Source organism: Synechocystis sp. PCC 7509 (assembly GCF_000332075.2).
In the GTDB taxonomy this organism is placed as follows: Bacteria; Cyanobacteriota; Cyanobacteriia; order Cyanobacteriales; family Chroococcidiopsidaceae; genus Aliterella.
Genome location: NZ_KI966369.1, coordinates 223,079 through 240,143, shown reverse-complemented (window position 1 = coordinate 240,143; position 17,065 = coordinate 223,079). Strand labels below are relative to the sequence as shown.

19 protein-coding genes and 1 pseudogene are annotated in these 17,065 nt (G+C 43.6%); 13 read left to right on the top strand and 7 right to left on the bottom strand.

Going from position 1 to position 17,065, the window contains the following annotated elements; translation table 11 throughout:
- Window positions 1-192 precede the first annotated feature (192 nt).
- The gene (locus SYN7509_RS0224095) at window positions 193-564 is read right to left on the bottom strand and encodes a hypothetical protein (protein WP_148298188.1); all 372 of its coding nucleotides are present in this window, start codon (window positions 562-564) and stop codon (window positions 193-195) included.
- Window positions 561-812, bottom strand: coding sequence for a DUF7219 family protein (locus SYN7509_RS0224090; protein WP_009630176.1), 252 nt, complete (start codon window positions 810-812; stop codon window positions 561-563). The genes SYN7509_RS0224095 and SYN7509_RS0224090 overlap by 4 nt, the downstream gene beginning before the upstream one ends.
- Before the next feature lie 140 nt (window positions 813-952).
- Here SYN7509_RS0224090 and SYN7509_RS0224085 point away from each other — a divergent pair, with 140 nt between their 5' ends.
- Entirely contained in the window at window positions 953-1,774 is an 822-nt protein-coding gene (locus tag SYN7509_RS0224085) for a DNA N-6-adenine-methyltransferase (Dam) (protein ID WP_009630175.1), read from the top strand.
- A 169-nt stretch (window positions 1,775-1,943) separates the two neighbouring features.
- Here SYN7509_RS0224085 and SYN7509_RS0224080 read toward each other — a convergent pair whose 3' ends face one another.
- Window positions 1,944-2,186, bottom strand: coding sequence for a hypothetical protein (locus SYN7509_RS0224080; protein WP_009630173.1), 243 nt, complete (start codon window positions 2,184-2,186; stop codon window positions 1,944-1,946).
- A gap of 132 nt (window positions 2,187-2,318) precedes the next feature.
- On the opposite strand from SYN7509_RS0224080, the gene SYN7509_RS27280 reads away from it, so the two are divergent.
- Together SYN7509_RS27280 and SYN7509_RS27275 are read left to right on the top strand one after the other, a co-directional pair.
- On the top strand, window positions 2,319-3,524 hold the full coding sequence (locus SYN7509_RS27280) for an FAD-binding domain-containing protein (RefSeq protein ID WP_051482696.1): 1,206 nt from the start codon (window positions 2,319-2,321) through the stop codon (window positions 3,522-3,524).
- A gap of 64 nt (window positions 3,525-3,588) precedes the next feature.
- Complete coding sequence (locus SYN7509_RS27275) at window positions 3,589-4,449, top strand: tyrosine-type recombinase/integrase (protein WP_084610819.1); 861 nt, start codon at window positions 3,589-3,591, stop codon at window positions 4,447-4,449.
- Between the two features lie 25 nt (window positions 4,450-4,474).
- On the opposite strand, the gene SYN7509_RS0224065 is transcribed toward SYN7509_RS27275, so the two are convergent.
- Window positions 4,475-6,130 (bottom strand): ISL3 family transposase, encoded by a 1,656-nt coding sequence (locus SYN7509_RS0224065; RefSeq protein ID WP_028954587.1) that lies wholly within the window; start codon window positions 6,128-6,130, stop codon window positions 4,475-4,477.
- A 167-nt stretch (window positions 6,131-6,297) separates the two neighbouring features.
- On the opposite strand from SYN7509_RS0224065, the gene SYN7509_RS0224060 reads away from it, so the two are divergent.
- The 4 genes and pseudogenes from SYN7509_RS0224060 to SYN7509_RS28920 all read left to right on the top strand — a co-directional run bounded on the left by SYN7509_RS0224060 (window position 6,298) and on the right by SYN7509_RS28920 (window position 8,227).
- Window positions 6,298-6,852, top strand: a complete 555-nt coding sequence (locus tag SYN7509_RS0224060) for a hypothetical protein (RefSeq protein WP_009629888.1) — start codon at window positions 6,298-6,300, stop codon at window positions 6,850-6,852.
- A 448-nt stretch (window positions 6,853-7,300) separates the two neighbouring features.
- A pseudogene (locus tag SYN7509_RS0224055) lies at window positions 7,301-7,702 on the top strand (FAD-binding domain-containing protein); the annotation flags it as partial.
- Window positions 7,699-7,971, top strand: coding sequence for a hypothetical protein (locus SYN7509_RS0224050; RefSeq protein WP_009629886.1), 273 nt, complete (start codon window positions 7,699-7,701; stop codon window positions 7,969-7,971). The pseudogene SYN7509_RS0224055 and the gene SYN7509_RS0224050, both read left to right, overlap by 4 nt.
- Window positions 7,972-8,020: 49 nt before the next feature.
- Complete coding sequence (locus tag SYN7509_RS28920; protein ID WP_009629885.1) at window positions 8,021-8,227, top strand: Lar family restriction alleviation protein; 207 nt, start codon at window positions 8,021-8,023, stop codon at window positions 8,225-8,227.
- 50 nt (window positions 8,228-8,277) lie between these two features.
- Here SYN7509_RS28920 and SYN7509_RS0224040 read toward each other — a convergent pair whose 3' ends face one another.
- Window positions 8,278-9,072, bottom strand: a complete 795-nt coding sequence (locus tag SYN7509_RS0224040) for a RecB family exonuclease (RefSeq protein ID WP_028954586.1) — start codon at window positions 9,070-9,072, stop codon at window positions 8,278-8,280.
- A 132-nt stretch (window positions 9,073-9,204) separates the two neighbouring features.
- On the opposite strand from SYN7509_RS0224040, the gene SYN7509_RS0224035 reads away from it, so the two are divergent.
- The 6 genes from SYN7509_RS0224035 (at window position 9,205) to SYN7509_RS0224015 (ending at window position 13,676) form a co-directional block, all read left to right on the top strand.
- On the top strand, window positions 9,205-10,419 hold the full coding sequence (locus tag SYN7509_RS0224035) for a competence protein CoiA family protein (protein WP_009630349.1): 1,215 nt from the start codon (window positions 9,205-9,207) through the stop codon (window positions 10,417-10,419).
- A 79-nt stretch (window positions 10,420-10,498) separates the two neighbouring features.
- Window positions 10,499-10,819 carry a hypothetical protein gene (locus SYN7509_RS0224030; RefSeq protein WP_009630350.1) on the top strand — a complete coding sequence of 107 codons (321 nt, stop codon included), beginning with the start codon at window positions 10,499-10,501 and terminating at the stop codon, window positions 10,817-10,819.
- Between the two features lie 251 nt (window positions 10,820-11,070).
- Window positions 11,071-11,193, top strand: coding sequence for a thermonuclease family protein (locus SYN7509_RS31140; protein WP_255327345.1), 123 nt, complete (start codon window positions 11,071-11,073; stop codon window positions 11,191-11,193).
- Between the two features lie 112 nt (window positions 11,194-11,305).
- Entirely contained in the window at window positions 11,306-11,422 is a 117-nt protein-coding gene (locus SYN7509_RS31870; protein ID WP_227501592.1) for an excalibur calcium-binding domain-containing protein, read from the top strand.
- A gap of 213 nt (window positions 11,423-11,635) precedes the next feature.
- Entirely contained in the window at window positions 11,636-12,460 is an 825-nt protein-coding gene (locus SYN7509_RS0224020; RefSeq protein WP_009630351.1) for a ParA family protein, read from the top strand.
- A 1-nt stretch (window position 12,461) separates the two neighbouring features.
- Entirely contained in the window at window positions 12,462-13,676 is a 1,215-nt protein-coding gene (locus tag SYN7509_RS0224015; protein WP_009630352.1) for a ParB/RepB/Spo0J family partition protein, read from the top strand.
- Here the strand turns inward: SYN7509_RS0224015 and SYN7509_RS0224010 are convergent.
- Together SYN7509_RS0224010 and tnpC are read right to left on the bottom strand one after the other, a co-directional pair.
- Window positions 13,673-15,124, bottom strand: coding sequence for a ShlB/FhaC/HecB family hemolysin secretion/activation protein (locus SYN7509_RS0224010; RefSeq protein ID WP_028954585.1), 1,452 nt, complete (start codon window positions 15,122-15,124; stop codon window positions 13,673-13,675). The two genes, SYN7509_RS0224015 and SYN7509_RS0224010, sit on opposite strands and share 4 nt — an antisense overlap.
- Before the next feature lie 351 nt (window positions 15,125-15,475).
- Window positions 15,476-16,933, bottom strand: a complete 1,458-nt coding sequence (gene tnpC / locus SYN7509_RS0224000; protein WP_084610831.1) for an IS66 family transposase — start codon at window positions 16,931-16,933, stop codon at window positions 15,476-15,478.
- Window positions 16,934-17,065 lie beyond the last annotated feature (132 nt).

Below are 17,065 nucleotides of genomic sequence, written 5' to 3'. Positions count from 1 at the left end.
GTAGTATGCCAATGACAGGACTAAAACCCTTATTCTTTCGTTACAGCCTTGTCTAACAAGGCTTAGATGATTTATCTAAAAGTGATGGATAAAAAGCTAATGCAGCAATACTCTCAGCCTATCTTGCCCCTAGTACCAGCTACGCTATATCTACCCCTAAAACCAGGCAGTAAAATTGCGTTCCACATCCCTTTACTTGTAAGCTGGGGTCGAAATCGCTTTGTATAGTTCCACTTCATCCCAGTCAAAGCTGAATAATGGCCTGTCACCAAATTGATCCATGTACGTTGTTGAAGTATCCGGCTCATATAAATAGACGACTAACTGCTCAAATTCTGGCTGATGCGTTTGTACTGCTGGAAGGGATTCCTCAATCGCTACGGGAATCTTGCTGCTGGTGAGGTGATCTGTGACTACTCCAGCAACAATACCGAAAGTGTACGCTTGAAAACTGTAGCGCTCCGCTCGAAAAGGTTGTAAGAGACGAACAATATCACCCGACTTGATTGCTGAATTTTCCATCTGTGTATTTATCTTGTTTAACTGCATGATGATAGCGCTCAAACTCCAGGCTGCTCTCCAAAGGATTGCCCAATGCCTAATTGGTTTTTGCTGGTCTGAAGCTGTTGCCAGAGCGCCTCAACTTGTGTATAGGATGCCTCTGGAGAAAGTTTGCCATTGGTTTCTAAGTTGGCAATCAAGCTGACGCGCTGGGAGAACTCCTGCAAATTGGCATTGAAAACCAAATTCTGAGGCTTAACCTGACCGTAGTAGCGGGCGAGAGGACAGAGAAAGGCTTGCAAATCGTTCATAGCTGACTCCTAAAAACCTGAAAATGCTAGCAGTGAAGAAATGACAGAGATTACTTGTACTAAGAGAAACAAAGAACTACTTTCACTTGTTCGTATAGCAAATTCTATTATAATGGCATTTTTAAGTTTGCTATACGAATATGCTGAAGCTAGAGGAATTAAAAACTCAGTTGTTATCTCTACAAGCAGAAATAGGAAGGATTAAAAGTGAGGGGAGAGTCTTAACTGACTGCTGGATTGCGAAAGCTAAACCAGGAGGCAGCAAAAAGAAGAAGTATCCCCGGCTTAAATCGAGAAAGCCAATGTTTGATGGTAAGAAAACCGAGTACCTGAGTATTCACTCTTCAGCAGTGGCAGAAGCAGAGGCAGCACTGGCGCGTGGTAAAGCTGTTAAGAAACTGGACAAGCGCATACAAGGATTGAGTGAGCGGGTTAACCGACTTCAGGACAAATTTTCTAAAAGTTCAAAGACTCCCACCCGTAAAAAAGCTCCACAGTTGTACACGCCGCCAGAAATCATTGATTTAGTTCGTGTGGTCATGGGAGAGATTGACCTAGACCCAGCTAGTGACGATATTGCACAACAATGGGTGCAAGCGAGAAATTACTATACCCTGGCGCTGGATGGACTATTTCATCCCTGGTTTGGTAGAGTCTGGTTACATCCACCTGCTGATGGTAAGACTGCCAAGTGGACAAGCAAGCTACTAAATGAATACTCTTCAGGGCGGGTAACAGAAGCAGTATTGCTGGTTAGACCATCAGCAGGTAGTAAATGGTTTCAAAAGCTAACAAGATTATTTCCAGTTTGTTTTCCTGACGAGCGACTCAAGTTCCTTGATGACCAAGAAATACCTCAGACACAACCAAAGAATGGTAACGCTATCTTCTATCTTGGTCAGAATCGCCAGCAGTTTGGGCAGGTGTTTGGAACGATTGGTAGTGTTAGTAGTCCTGTTTAGAATCAGTCGGTTTAAATCGGGTTCAGATTATTGAGCAATTAGAGGTAGTGTCATGAAGGAGTTTTCCGTACTTTTGCAAAAGTGTTATTTGCCTGAGCAACTTCTTTCGACTTTCTACCAACTAATACTTGACAAAACTCGGCGTTCGCGCACTCTACCATAAGCCGTCCTATCTTCCACTGAATTCATTTAACAACTCGGTCAAGCTCCATCCACAGCCGTAAACAGATTCGTCTCTTGAAATCTCAAGCATTGCATCTACTATCAGCACTGGCTCTAGCTGTTCCTGCGGCTCAATCTCAACTTTTGGAGTAGGTTTTATTAATTCTTCTGGTGTGAGGTTAGAGGATAAATATTGTGAGGTTGGAGGTTTGATTGGGCGCTTGACCTTGACGAAGGTATGTGATTTCATGGCTGTTTCTGAATCAACTTAAGAAGATTATGCTCTAAGCGTTGTGGCATATTTGAGCCAATTCTAGATTACCTCAAATACGATCGCCTGCAAAGAATTAGAATAGTAGTACAAAAATAGTACACTGTGTAAATGCACATCCTCTGGTTCCGTCGAGACTTGCGCTTAAGTGATAATGAGATTGTCGCTTTATCTACCGCCGATAACGCGGAAGTTTTACCATGCTTCATTATCGATCCCTGGTTTTACCAGCAGGCAGAAGTCGGCAAAGCCAGAGTTAGATTTCTGTTTGAGGCTTTGGAAGACTTAGATAGGAACCTTAAATCGCGGGGAAGTCAACTCTATTTACTTGAAGGTAATAGCCTCAGTGTAATTCAAGGGCTTACACGCCAACTACTCCAAAAAGGCGATCGCCCTAAACTGTTCTTCAACCAAGATGTGCAGGTGCAGTATGGGATAGAACGCGATCTCCAAATCATCAACTACTACAAACAACATAACCTCAGCTACCACCAAGGGCTAAACAACTTCCTGCAAACTGATGGTGAACGCCGCGATGACTGGATGGAGGAATACTATACCTATTTACGACAACCACTACATTTAACCCCAGAACACATCAATACGCCCCAGCTTCAGCTTGACATTCCTCAGATTACCTTCAGCGATTTGAAGCAAAAGTACAGCCAATTCTGGGAAACAGAGAATACTTATTTTAGTGGCGGAGAGACACAGGCGATCGCTACCTTAAACTCGTTTTTAGATTCCCGCTTTCATGGGTATCACTGGAAAATCTCGCGCCCTTGGTTGACTCAGCAAGGTGCTACGTCCCACCTATCACCTCATCTGACTTTTGGCACTATTTCTGTTCGCCAAGTCTACCAAAGTACCAAAGCTAAAGCCGCCGAATTAGCCAGCAATCCCAAAGTACAGTTTTCCCTCAAAGCCTTCCGAGATCGCCTGCGCTGGCACGATAGTTTTACTCAAAGATTGTACTTCCACCCAGAGTTAGTAGATACCAACCGTTACCCAGAGTTCGATGAGTATTACTCACCTGCCGAATTAAGTGAGGAGAAGCAGGAGTTATTTGCTGCCTGGAAAGAAGGGCAAACAGGCTTTCCTTTAGTAGATGCGTCGATGCGGCAACTCAAGACAATGGGCTGGATGAACTTTCGGATGAGGGCGATGTGCGCTACTTTCCTGTGCATTAACTGCGGCATCTCGTGGCATCATGGCGCAGAGCATTACATGAGGCACTTAGTAGACGGGGATTTAGCTTATGCTCTACTAAATATTAATAATAAACAACAACAACAACGAACATATTTTTTTGCGTAGTGTAAAGATAGATGGTTACAAAATTTATCTTACACAACGATCTAAGTTATGTATTGTTGGGTACATGAAACTAACACTCCAAAAAGGTATTGACCCGCTCTCGCAAGAAATAATCTGGCTAATGCTGGATGAGGAATACCAAATAGTAGAGCCGATTCAACGATATCTAACTTATCTGTGTGGCTCTAAATCGCCCAATACGGTTGAAAGTTACGGTTATGACCTGAAAGCCTGGTGGCAGTTTATCGACCATAAGTGCCTAGATTGGCGCAACGTGCGACTTTCTGATTTAGAAGATTTCGCTTATTGGTCAAGGGTTGGAGATACTTCTGTGGTGTCTATGCAACCTGTAATAGCCAAAAAATCAGAGCGGAGTATTAATCGAGCAATCACAACTATCACTAGCTTTTACGAATACCACATTGCTAACCAGACTGTTGATTTTAAACAGTTTGATAGATTCCATATGCCTTATGGGTTAGCGGGGAAAGGTTTACTAACGGGCCTTGCTAAAAGCAAACCAGTTCGGCAAAAGCTAGTCAAGCTCAAAGAGCCAAAGAAGTTTCCTGGCTGTCTAACCAACGAGCAGATAGAAACATTAGTTAATGCCACACGCCGTCTTAGAGACAAACTAATCCTTCTCATGCTCAATGGAACAGGAATAAGGAAAGGGGAGCTACTGGGACTATGCCATGAAGACATAGGGGACTTTGACGACCACTTTATTCGAGTAGTGCAAAGAAATAACCCCAACGGCGCAAGAATTAAGGGACAACAGCGAGTCATACCAGTTACTCCAGAACTACTCCAGATGTACAACGATTACCTCATCTACGAATACCCAGCAGTTGAGTCGGACTATGTATTTGTCAACATTTGGGAGGGTGGGTTCTTCCGAGCTTTTGGTGATCTAGTCATAATGTGAGGAACTAATGATGCTTGGATATGGCTTACTGAGACAGAATGAAGCGTTTGCTGAGTAAAGCTAATCCAGCGCGTCCATACATCTGCCGTTTCAACATCTTTAATCGATTATTCAGTCCTTCCACTGGACCATTACTCACGCTTAACATCATGCTTGCCTTAACAGCTTCAAAGTCATCAAAAAGACCTGATGCAAATGATTGAAAGGGCTGCAATGAACTTTTGAGAGCCTTAGTCAACCAAGCTGCAAACGCCTCACCTTGTCGCTGGCGTAGCAGTCGTAAAAACTCCTCTGCTAACTCTACTGCAATTGCTAAGGCTGGGTGCTGTGCTACTAGCTGCTCCAACAGTTCGATGTCTTCGCACGCTCGATTCTCCTGGCGCTTCACAACTAAATAGCTGGCTCGACGAGCCGTCAAAGGCGGAGACTGCTCGTCAATCACTTTGATTAGGCTTTGAGCAGAATGCCCAGGTTTTGCAAGCAGACCCTGAGCCTGACGCAGTTGACTAAGGTAACGAGTCACAGTCCGCTCGCTACCACTGTATCCCTGCTGTTGCAGTAAGCTCACCAGCAGTTTGGGCTGCCGGATGCCCCTATTCCACCACTCTAAAAGAACCTGTTTGTGAGAGTCAAGTACACTCCTGCCAAAGGATTTGCGTCGCGGTAATGTTGCTGGTAAGTTTGGTCGCGTCAGGTAACGATGTATCGTCCGAACACTGACCCCAAGGGCTTTGGCAATAGCGATTTGAGACCATTGTTGTTGGTGCAGTTTCCTCACTTGCTGCTGTTGCTCAACCCTTCGCTGATAAGCATTCTGGGTCTGGGCTTGAGCCTTTACAGTTGCCGTTGGTTTAGCCTTCACAATCGCTGCCTCCGGTGCAGTAAGATTAGGGCGCTGCCGTTGCTCAATGGCTTTGAGTTCAGCACTGTAGCTGCTAAACACTTTTTCCAAGGTTTCAGCTAAGTTTTGCACTAGATGAAATCGGTCAGCCACTTGCAAGGCATCCGGTGCGCCTTGGTTGATCCCACTTCGATAAACTTTAGAGCGGTCGCGCGACACAACTTCCACCCCAGGATGGTGCCGTAACCATTCTGCTAACGTTTCAGCTTTGCGATCTGCCAGTAGAGCTATTGGTTGATGCTGCTCTAAATCGACCAAGATAGTGCCGTATTGCCGTCCTTTACGAAAAGCAAAATCATCCACTCCCAGCACTTTCGGCACCTCAAATTGTGGTAAGGGTAACGTTTTGAGGTGGCTCAACAGGGTACTTCCACAAGCCTGAATGCCGAGTTTGTGAACCAGACGTGTCCCTGCGGCACCCCCTAAAGCTAAACCAATGCTCTGTAACCAATGCACCAAGCGAACAGTCTTTCTTGCCCAAGGAGCAACGACTCCCCCAATCCGCTCGGTGAAAATACGACGGACACAAGCGCAATTATCGCAAAAGAACTTACAGACTTGGAGTGCTAAGGTCAAACTGAAGTTCACACAGGGAATGTCTGCTAGCGTTCGTTCATAACGGCTATGGATGCGTCGAGTGGAAGTAAAGCATAGTGGGCATTGGGCTGATATCTGGGTTGAGGATACGCTCAAAGCGATCTGATAGTTATCCGTGTCGATTTCACAGTTTTCTAAACGGAGCAGGTTGCAATCAGGAAGTAGGCATTGGAGGAATTGCACAGTCATAAGCTTTGAAAATTTCATATCCTCCTAGGATTATCCAGCTTTATTCCTAGATCACCAAAAGCTCGGAAGAACCCAGGATAGTTGACATTTGACAGGGGAGCTGGTTTAGAAGTAAACCCTATGACAAGTCTGAAGCATATGATATTGCTAGACAGTTGGATGTGGAGTCAAGCAATCTTCCATGCCTTGTTCTGATTTCTCCAGCAAACCTGTCAGAAAAATTAGTATTACCGATTGGAGAAGTATCGCCAGGCTACTTCCGTAAATTATTCTCAGCTCTTGAAAAGTTAGTAAAGAACGTTAGCTCTGAAAAACTGAGACAAACAGAAGCAAGTTCTCAAGTCTTTGATTATCTAAAACTTAATTTTAGTGAAATAGTAGATTTTCTAGAAAAATATGCCAACAAGGAGGAGAACGATAGCAAGAAATATATTTTAAAAGGTGATAATATTTTTGTTTCTATTGAGCCTGTAAATATAAGCAATGTAAACCACAACGAAAAAATTGAAGGTAATTATGTTCAAGGAGATTATACAGATCAAAGCCGCAATCTTAAAGTAGGGGATGTCGGTGGAGATTTTAAACCAATTGGTTCAGCATTAATGGCAGATGGCTTTAGGGCTAGTGGTACGGTTACTGAATCTACCAACTTTGACAAAGGTATGCCTGAAGGGGCGGAGCTTCAAAACCAACAGGACGAGGATCTCCAAGCATAACATCCAAAAGTTATGAACCTAGATCTGTAAGTAAAGTTGTAGGAGTTATCGTGATTGCTTTTCAGGATTGGCAGTATATATTTTCTTTCAGTTAGGTTTATTTAAGTATCCCGTGTCTCGTCCATCTCAAGAGCAAAGAATTAAAAAGTAACCAGTTCAGTAGAGTTGTGAATGAATTGTGAAAAATACTGGCAGCGTATTCCATAGACAATATTCGCCACTTAACGAGGCGCTTCACTAGAACACCCCAATAGGCTGAATTGCAAAGGTTGTCTATGTCTGGTGAGCTTGGTCGCTAGGCTGCTTGAGGTGGTTAGTTAGGACGGTATCCCAGCCCCTACCGAAGACCACCAGGTTGTAAGGGTTTCAAATTTTATTGTTGTGGAATACATACACAACAATAAAAGCACGGTAATATAGCTGCTGTAGACGTTGTGTAAGACATAATCTAGCTATTGATAATTGGCAGTGGCAGATGCAAGCAGGGGTAACAAATCCTTTATCTGATACATTCCGCATTTACAATCCCAATAAAAATCTAGAGGAGAAAGATGGCGATTTAAAGTTTATTTACCACTGGGTTGAAGAACTGCGCGGCTATAATTTGCTAGAAATCCTCAATGGAGCATACCTAAATGAAAGCCCTTACCCTGAGCCAATACTAGACTGGGCGCAGACTCGAAAAACTAACGGCAAAATTATCTCAGACTTGCGGAAGCGGGTGAAAGTGCGATTATTAGCCGAGCAAGGGGTGGAGCTAGAGCAGGCGGCGATCGCGCGTGAGACAGTAGAGAAGTATTGGGAAAGCAAAGATAAGCAATACCAAGAGTACCAGACAAAAATGACATGAATTTTATTAAAGGGTTGTTAGGAGTTGGATTGCTGGCAAGCGCTATTTATATGGGCTTTGCTAATTTCCCCTTGTGGAGCGTTCCAGCATTATCTTTATTCTTCACCGCCGCCTATATTCAGGGCAAATGGTACTTGTGGAACAGGTTATTTCAGCAACAGAATCGCAAATTATATCAGTCTCTACTTGTGACTTATCTGATTCAAACAGTTTTAGTGTGCGTCTTTTACTTGCTCGGTAGTGGAGTGGCAAGATTATTTACTCAGTAATACTACTTCTCCTTGTATACTTGCTTAGTCAGTTTAAATTACCTGTAATGTGGCTAGTAAGAAAATAGAAGTTAAAGATTACTTTTTACCCTGTCCATTTTGTGGTGACTCAGATATGGAAATCGTTGAATCACTATTTGAGGACAGCAATGATTGTTATGAACTTGTGGTTTATTGCGCGTGTGGCGCACAAGGTCCGGCGGCAAAAACTGAGGATGAAGCGACATTGAAGTGGAATAGTCGGGTTAAAAGCTAAGAAGTAGGTTAGGAGAACAAGTACGTTGGCGACTAAGATAATGAAATTCTTTAAAGGTTCAGAGCAAGTTGGATTTGTAGAGGAGATTTAGCATTTGGCGGTAACGGTTCAGGCTGGTCTTGTACCGCCGCGCAGTAGCGATTAAAGCTACAGACTTCACACTGCTCTCCAATCTTTGGTTCCCATTGTTCATCGGTACGCAATCGCCAAGCTAGTTCATTAATAACAGTTTCTACCTGCTGTTTATGTTCGCTACTAGCCTCAAAAACAATCTTTTCACCTGTTCGCAGATACAATAAGCTCAACTGCTGCAAGCAGGATTGATATTTTTGCTCTAGGGCAATGTAATACAGACCAATTTGCAAGTCAATTTCATCGGGCTTTGGCAACTTTACTTCTTTGGTTGATTTATAGTCAATTAGTTCTAACCCGTCTGCCAGAAAATCAAGGCGGTCGTAGCGCCCAGAAACTTTAAATTCTAAGTTGTTAACTAATAAGCGTCCTTTAATTAAACCTTCGACTGCTAAGGGTTTTGCGATCGCAGTTTCACCAGCAATGAACTGATAATAGTAATTTTCTAAAATTTCTTGTCCTTCCTCAGCTTGGTTGGGACTGAGATTATTAGAACATCGCTCCCAGCACAAAGAAATCCAATCAAGGGGTGGTACTGGGTCAAGGTAATGCCAATCGCGGTAAGCTTGGGCAAGTGCTTGATGTAGGGCTGTGCCAAGCTTGGCGTTACCAAAGAATCCGGGAGCTTTCAAACCTAACTCGTAACGGAAATAATAGGCTTGGGGGCAACGGTGATAGGTTTGAAGTTTTGTGGCGGAAATTTGGTAAGCCATTAGGGAGAGGACGCGAAGTCAGTGCTTTGGCTAATTTTACAGTGATCGCGCCCCAGTGTTGGCACGGAAGATGCGATCGTATCATCCAGTAATTGTTTTATAAGAATCTGTTAAGTAAGAAGCGAGATTGGTATGTGGCTGCGGTATGGCGTTGATGCAGAGAATAAGCTTGTTGAGGTTGAAAATGTCCCAAGCGGTAGAACCTACCTGAGATGCCCTTACTGTGCAAGTGCGTTAATAGCTAAGAAGGGCAAGGTAAAAGAGCATCACTTCGCTCACGATGGAGCCACCTGTAACTTAGTTATCAAGAGAGAACCGTGCGACATCCCGCGCTTACCCCTATACGATGCCTTCAACATTTTCTTAACAGGTAAGGAATTAGAGCAACTAAATAAGCTTTGGCATAGGCATAAGTCGCACGAAAATGGTATTGACCGCCTAGAAATATTGCCAGCTTTTACCAGAGAAAGCTTCGTTGAGATTTCACAAAACATTAACGCCGCGACAGAGCGAAAAGCTTACCAATTTACTAAACTAGGACAAATCCCAGTTGGCGCATTGCCTCTATCCGCATTCAATTGTGTACAGGAGCCACTGATTGAGCAAAAGCTGGCACTCTTGGAATCTGCTATTTTCGATAACTCTGGCTCAGTGCTACCGCGTGAGGAGCTATGGGTTCGCTTGACTGACTTACGAATCTACAGCGATCAGATACGGAAAATTTTGCTTGCTAGTTTGTACTACCTGAAAGTGCAGGCTGATGGGCAAGTGTTTCATAAAATCGGTATAACAACTCGTTCTATTGATAGTAGGCTAGTAGAAATATATCGAGACGTGCGATCACATTTCCAAAACGTAGATATCGAAGTTGTAAGAACTTGGGCAAATCGGGGAAATATAGAGCGGTATTTTAAGTATCGCTACTCCAGTGGCAACTATCCAATCGGTAGCTTGACGGAATACTTTAAGTTTGCCACCCCTAACGAAACTCAACCAGTGGAGCGCGACCTGCACCAGATGCCAGCTAAAGTATTATCACCCGCAGAGCAAGATATTTTAGCGGGAAAGCAGGATGATTTTTTAGTAGCACTTTTAGCGGACGAACAAACAAAAGCAGATAATAGGCGGGTGAGCGATAGCGCAAGCGCGCACGCAGGGCTTCGCATTGAAGCAAACTTAAGACAGCGATTCCTTGCCCAGCCCTCATCACAGAAGATAATTGCCGCGTTACACCAGGGCGATCGCCTGCGCGATGCGGCTAAGGCATCAGTTGCGGTTGAAGTAGCGCATAAGGTAATAGCAGTTGTACATTCAATTTGTGAGTGTACAACAGGGTTATCTGACTAAAGAAAAACCTAACAAAGCTGATAAAATTGTAAATGAAACCTTAAATGCCTACTAAAGTTTTTCGTATAAGTATAAGGAAATGACCCATTACTTTCGTGAACCCAAGTCTTTCAGAGGCGTTAACTGTAAAGCTGTCCCTGGAGAAAAAGCCAGAAAAGCTTGCCGGGAATGGAACAAATTAGTGGGGCTGAGAAGTAAACTAAAAGGTGAGGGGCGTGTGGAAGAACTAGAGGCATTAGAGCGTCCTTACCTTGAATTATGGGAATTTGAGAAACAGTTTTTTGCTCCGAAGAAAAAGGCAAAGCGAAAGAAAAAAAATAGAAACACCGCCGCTTCAGCTATGCTAAAAGCTAAGGATAAACGGGTAAGGAATAGTAATTCGCCACAGTCGTCAGCATAGGCGATGGCGACACCTTGCGTATCCGTCAGTCAGGTCAAGTGACAACAGGTTATCTTGCGTTGATGCCCTAGAGAGCGCTCATAAGCCTTGGGGTCAACAATCGACCTCACGCCTCAAGCAATTGCTACCGCAAGATAAAGCAGTACAAGTTAGAGAAATAACGCATGATTGCTTCCAGCACTGCCGTAGGGAATCGCTATGGGTAAACTGTCGCGGAACTATATGTAAGTGGGCAATCAATTAATGTGCGAATGGTAAAAGATGGGCAAGCAGCAGTTTATCGCCAGTACCTCAATGGATGTACCGCCACCAAAGACCAGTATTTGCAAGCAGAAGCACAATCCAATCAATGGCGATTGGGCTATCGGAACTAGAAATCACCTGTTATGCTTTGGGACTATAAACAAGGAAAGCGAAGGGGTAATTCTCAGTAAGTAACTAAAATACCTCCAAATGTAGCAACTTAAAAACTACCAAGTTGCACTAATGGCAATTGTAGCGATTTCAAGACTCAAGTTCAGGCGCAATAATTTTTTACTGCTTTTCCTGGAGACAAATTTAGATAGAGATGCGGATGGGATAGCTTGCGAAAGTTTGCTATAACTTTGTTAGGTATTTTAGCCTATAACAACAAGACGAATAATCTAGGTTGGTATATTAGATTTTGCTTTACCTAACTTAGTAAAACAGCATAATAGTATCTACTGCATAACGTTATGCAGTGAAAGTTTTATAAAAATTTGTTACTGCATAACGTTATATAATAACAAATTCAGGAGTACAATTGTCCAAAGATCGCTATATACTGTTTTCACCATGTCAAAGCGCAAAGCCCAAAGCCAAATGATATTGGGTATTATGAGTAATTCTGGTGGAGTAGGTAAGACTACGATTGCCGCGCATCTTGCTTATCCTCTTGCTAAGAAGGGGTATAAAACTCTATTGATTGAGTTAGATCAGCAAGACTCGCTTCGCCTATGGACAGGCTTAGGGATTGCCGATCCTGAGCATTCCTCAGCAAAAATCTTCCAGCCTAATTTTAAAGGAGAGTATCCAATTACTCCAATCTGGCAGGAACACACGAAAAATGCTTTTATAATTCAGGGCGGGGCTGCTCTACGCGATACACCAAGACAAATCGAAAGCTACAAGCGACGATATTACATTCTCAAAGATCGCCTAAAAAAATTTCCACTAGACTTCGACCTTATTCTCATTGATACTCCCGGTGGGCTTGAGCCATTTGGAAGTATTCTTCTTCCAGCCGTCACTCATCTCATTGTTGTTGTTGAACCTGACTTCAAAGCAGCGACCAGTGGTGGATTATTCCTAGAATGGTTTTATTCAAATGCTCTGGAACTTGACTTAGAACCGCCTCCTGAGCTTTTAGGATTTATCCCAAATACTCGACAACCTGAAATTGCTGCTCATTCTAAAATTTTAGATAGTAGCAATCCAACTGCGTTACCTTCAATTTTGAAAGAGTATGAAACTCAATGCTTTCCGCAAATCAAATTTTCAGCAGAGTTTGTAAATGCGTCAGATCCTAATATAGGATTACCTGTTTATCTCCATCGCCCTAGAACTCCAGCCCTAAAAGGTTTCAGTCCAGTTATCCAAGCAATTGAAGATCGTTTGTAATATGGCAAAACAACCCGTTGACCTAACTGAGTCCTATCAAGGTAGTGCGATCGCCAAGCAAGCATTCGATCTGAAAAGGCAAGTCAAACAGAAAGACGAAGAACTCCAAGAATTGCAAGCAGAGATTGCGACTATTAAATTAGGAAAGCTTAATACTGCTCAAAAAGCTGAGTTGGAGCAACAAATTCAAGCACTTACTGCTCAATTAGCGCAAGCTGGTGGAGTTCAAAAGGTTTCTATTAATCAACTTCAGCGCAACCCCAAGCAGCCTAGACGAATGATTACTGAAGCAATGGTAAAGGAACGAGCCGCCAGTTTAGAAGAACATGGGCAGCAAGCTCCTATAATCTTGTTTCCACCCAATGATGATGGGATATCCCTAATATTTGACGGGGAGTTGCGATGGCGGGGAACTAAATTGCTGAATTCTAAAAACCGTAGCGATTGGCAGGCTTTAGATGCTGTTTATTTAACAGGAGGCTCCTCTCCTGAAGATCCTCAGATTCTTGAACGTGCAATTGTCACAAGTCTTCATGCAGAAAAATTATGCGCCCTTGATTTAGCTGAGAACTTAATTGACCTTATTGCCCAAGAGTTGTCCTGTAACGATCCCCAAAAACAGATACCTGAGCATCTTAACTCTTTAGTGAACAAGCTGAAAGCAGCGCGGAGAGCAGATGAATTTTCAGACATTAGGTCTGCTGAAAAACAAGCACAAACAGCATGGATTGAATCAATTGAGTGGAGATCTAAGGAACAAGAAAGTGTTTTGAAAGTGTTGTTAAAGTTCAAATTAAATCCCGCATCTGTTAATACTAATATTTTTCCAGTCCTAAGCTATCCAGATGATCTTAAAGAGGCTATTCGTGCTGCTGGCTTAGAAGATGGCAAGGTGCGAGAACTTGCAAAACTCCACAGTGAACGATTAGGATTTGACAAAAAGAAAGCACAAAAAATTCGCGTTGAAGCAACACAAGAAGTTGTCAGTAGGAACTTATCAGTGCGGGATACACGCACTTTAGTTAATCAAATAATCAATAACTACTCTCCTCAGCAGACAAGCAAAGCTTCTAGTTATGTTATAAAACTTAATCAATCATTGGAGAAGTTTCCAGTGATTGAAACTGACCGAGAAAGTTTAATGGTCTTACATAAGAGCCTTAAATCTCTGCTTTCAAAAATTGAAGAGAAATTAGACGTTGCTTCAGAAGGTTAAAAAGGGTTGTAAAATACAGAAAAATATAAACCATTTTCTTGCCATGTTCTGTTGGTGGAAGATACAGAGACTAAAGGAATACCGTAGTCAAGCCGAGCCGTAAGGCGATCGCTCTGTTGCCAAACTAAACCTAAACCTACTGAAGCTAAAGACTTAGTGTCTGGAGCCTCCCTACCAGCATTCCAAGTGCTGCCAATATCTACAAAGGGAGCTATTTGCAAACCTGCATTCCAGTCGGGTACGCGCAAAACTGGCAGTCTCACCTCCGCCGAAGCAAAAGCCCCATTATCCGTTAACAGTAGGTCTTGACGATAGCCGCGAACACTTTGCAAACCGCCCAAACTAAACTGTTCTAGCGGCGCAAGCGACGTAGTTGATAGCTGAACATTACCACGAACTAAAAGTAAAATTTCTGGAGCTAGCAGTCGCACCCACTGAGCTTGTCCTTGCCAGGAAAAAAAGCGGCTATCTGGTCTTTCTTCGTTGACGGTGGCATCAATTGCCCCCACTCCTAAGTTAAATTGAGATCGCGCGGCAATTACTTGACGAGCATCGCGTCCAGTCCATTCTTGAAAAAATCTCAGTGCCGAAATCCGAGTTCGTCCTTGCTCATCTGCGCCTTGAGACAAGGCAAAAGGGATATCTAGTAAGGAAGTTTCGCTCTCTAGGCGACTAGCACTTATACCCAAAGCAAGCTCCTGGCTTGGCGTTTGAATAATTGGCTGGCGGAGAGTTATGTCATAATAGCGAGATTCAGATTTAATATTTAGCAAATCAAAAGGTGGCTCAATAACGTTGCTTGAGGTAGTGCCATAGCTAAGGTTGAGTGTACCATTGCGAGGATTTAGGGGTAATGAGTAACTTGTATCGATTGCGTTACTACCATCTGTATTGCTATAACCAACAATAATGCGATCGCCTATTCCGAGTAAGTTGCCTTCATTTAGTTGAATATTGCGGCGGAAACTGCCCACTGCTGGCGATCGTCCGTTATCAACTGTCGCTTGAATAGTTGTACTTCGTGCTTCAGCTACTTGCACTTCTAATAAACTTTGACCAGGGCGAGTTCCCGCCGATAGGTTAGCTGATATATTTCTGATTAAAGGATTGAGTTGCAGTAGTTGCAGCGCTTGAAAAAGGCGTTCGCGGTTTAGCGGAGCTTTTGTGGCGATTTCTAGACGACGGCGGACATAGTTGGGGTTTAAATATTTTGTCCCAGTAACTTGGATATTTTCTAATCCGCCTTCCACCACATTAATTGTCACTACTCTGCCTTGCAGGGTTTGGGGAGGAATATATGCGTTAGAACTAATATAGCCGTTGTCAAAGTAAAGTTGAGTGATCGCCGATCGCGCTTGAAATAGTTCGGCAAAAGAGATTGGGCGATTGGTAAAAGGTTCTAGAACTTTTGCTATTTGTGCAGGAGAAAATACTGTACTACCCACCACTTCAAAACGTTCTACATCAATTGTTTGTAGTCCGCCAGGAATATTTTCTGGCGGTGTGGGGATGGGTAAAGTTGGCTCTAATAATTCTTCGGGAGGCGGTAAGGGTTGTGGTACTACCGGAGAGGGGGTTGGTGTAGGAAAAGGCTGAACTGGGGTAGAGGAACTTGTAGCGGTGGAGTTTGTGCTTCTAGAGGGGTATTTTCCAGAGTGCTAATTATAGTGGTGAGTGCAATCAGGCATAACCAAGTCTGAAATAGGCTACTTTTAGATTTGCAATTTTTAGATTTACAATCCATCATAATGAGTTTTATTCAATTTATTATGGTTGCGTATAATGTTAAAATCTTGTAACTACTCAGGTTGAAGTGTAGGCAGAAAAGGAACTTCCATGAAGACTTGGCGAAGCGCATCGAGGACATTGCGACCCTGCTTTTTGAGTGTGGAAATATAGCCACGAATGCGACAGAATATCTGCGCTCCTGCCAAGGAACGGAAACCCCCAGAAATCTTCTGTTTGAGTTTCATCATCCGTAAGTCCCGCTCAGCTTGATTATTGTCAAAGGGGACTCGAAAGTCATACATGAATGCCAAGACTTCGGCTTGATGCCGTTGCAATCGGTCGAGCAAGTTTTTGGCGGGACTCTGTTTGGGACGACCACGCGACTTAGGAGACTCTGGGTATGATTGGGGTGGATTGGCTGCCAGTCCCGTAGCTATGAGAATTTGGTAGCGAGACTCAAACTGTTGTATTGTCTGAGCGGGTAAAGCAGTGTTGCCTTGGACGTGAGATTGTTCCACTTGAGCCTTGAGTTCAATGAGCAAGGCGATCATCTGTTCTGCCCATACCTGTTGATAACGTTCTGAGATGAAGCACAATTCCCGCAAATGATGGGCATTACACAACGCATGGTCACACTTATATTGGGCATAGCTACTCCACCCATCATGTACACTGATGCCTTTAAACTGCGGCAAAATATTCATCTCGTCCATTGCCAATGAACCTCGTTTAGCATGGACAAAGTAGTAGGTTAAACCATCGTTACTAGCAACATGTAACCACCAGAGTTTACCATTGATTTGCATTCCGGTTTCATCAAAATTCCCCACAGCCGCGTGTTGCATTCCCTCCTTAATTTGTGACTCGACTCCAGCCAATTGCTCAAAGCACCGTTCACGGCTGTTATAAAGCGTACCTTCAGAAATCTTACAGTTAAACACATCTGCTAACATTTGAGTGACCCGTTCAAAAGGCAACAATTGGTACTCTAACAAGTACACCATTAAGCCTTTGACTCCTGCCCCATATTGCACGATGCTGTTGACATCTGCCGGAAATGTGCCTCGGTTCAGCCTCTGACAGTGTGGGCAACACTTGACTTCGGCTTGGTGTTCCATCACCTTTAATCTGGGCGGCTCTAAGTCATGCACTTGCCGCAGTTCCCACTCTGCTACAGCAACCTCCTGCAACGAGGCTCCACAACCAACACATTGACAAACGCGGTGCTGTTCCACCCCATCGACCTGTTCTACCCACTCTAAGGTGCTACCAGGATGTCCGCTTTGCCCGCCACTGGCTCGTTCACTTTTGGTTCTTAAACTTTTGGTGCGTCGCTTAAATCCATCACTCGATGGCGGTTTACTACTGTTGTGACTATCTTTGTGCTGTCGATCCTCTAATGCTTCGAGGCGCGTTTCTAAGCTAGTTATGCGTTGCCATAATCCTTCCACCAAGGCAATCACCGCCTCCTCTCCCTGGGCATAAACCACACGGACATCTTCTCGGCTAACACTCGGCTTTTTAGGCAACTTGCTCAATGACTCTGCCTCAGATCAGCAACCAATTACTCAAACACTACCTCATTTTTCCTCCCTTCGTTTACACATACTAAAATTTCAGCCTGAGTAGTTACAAAATCTTAATCTATAATTACTCACCAC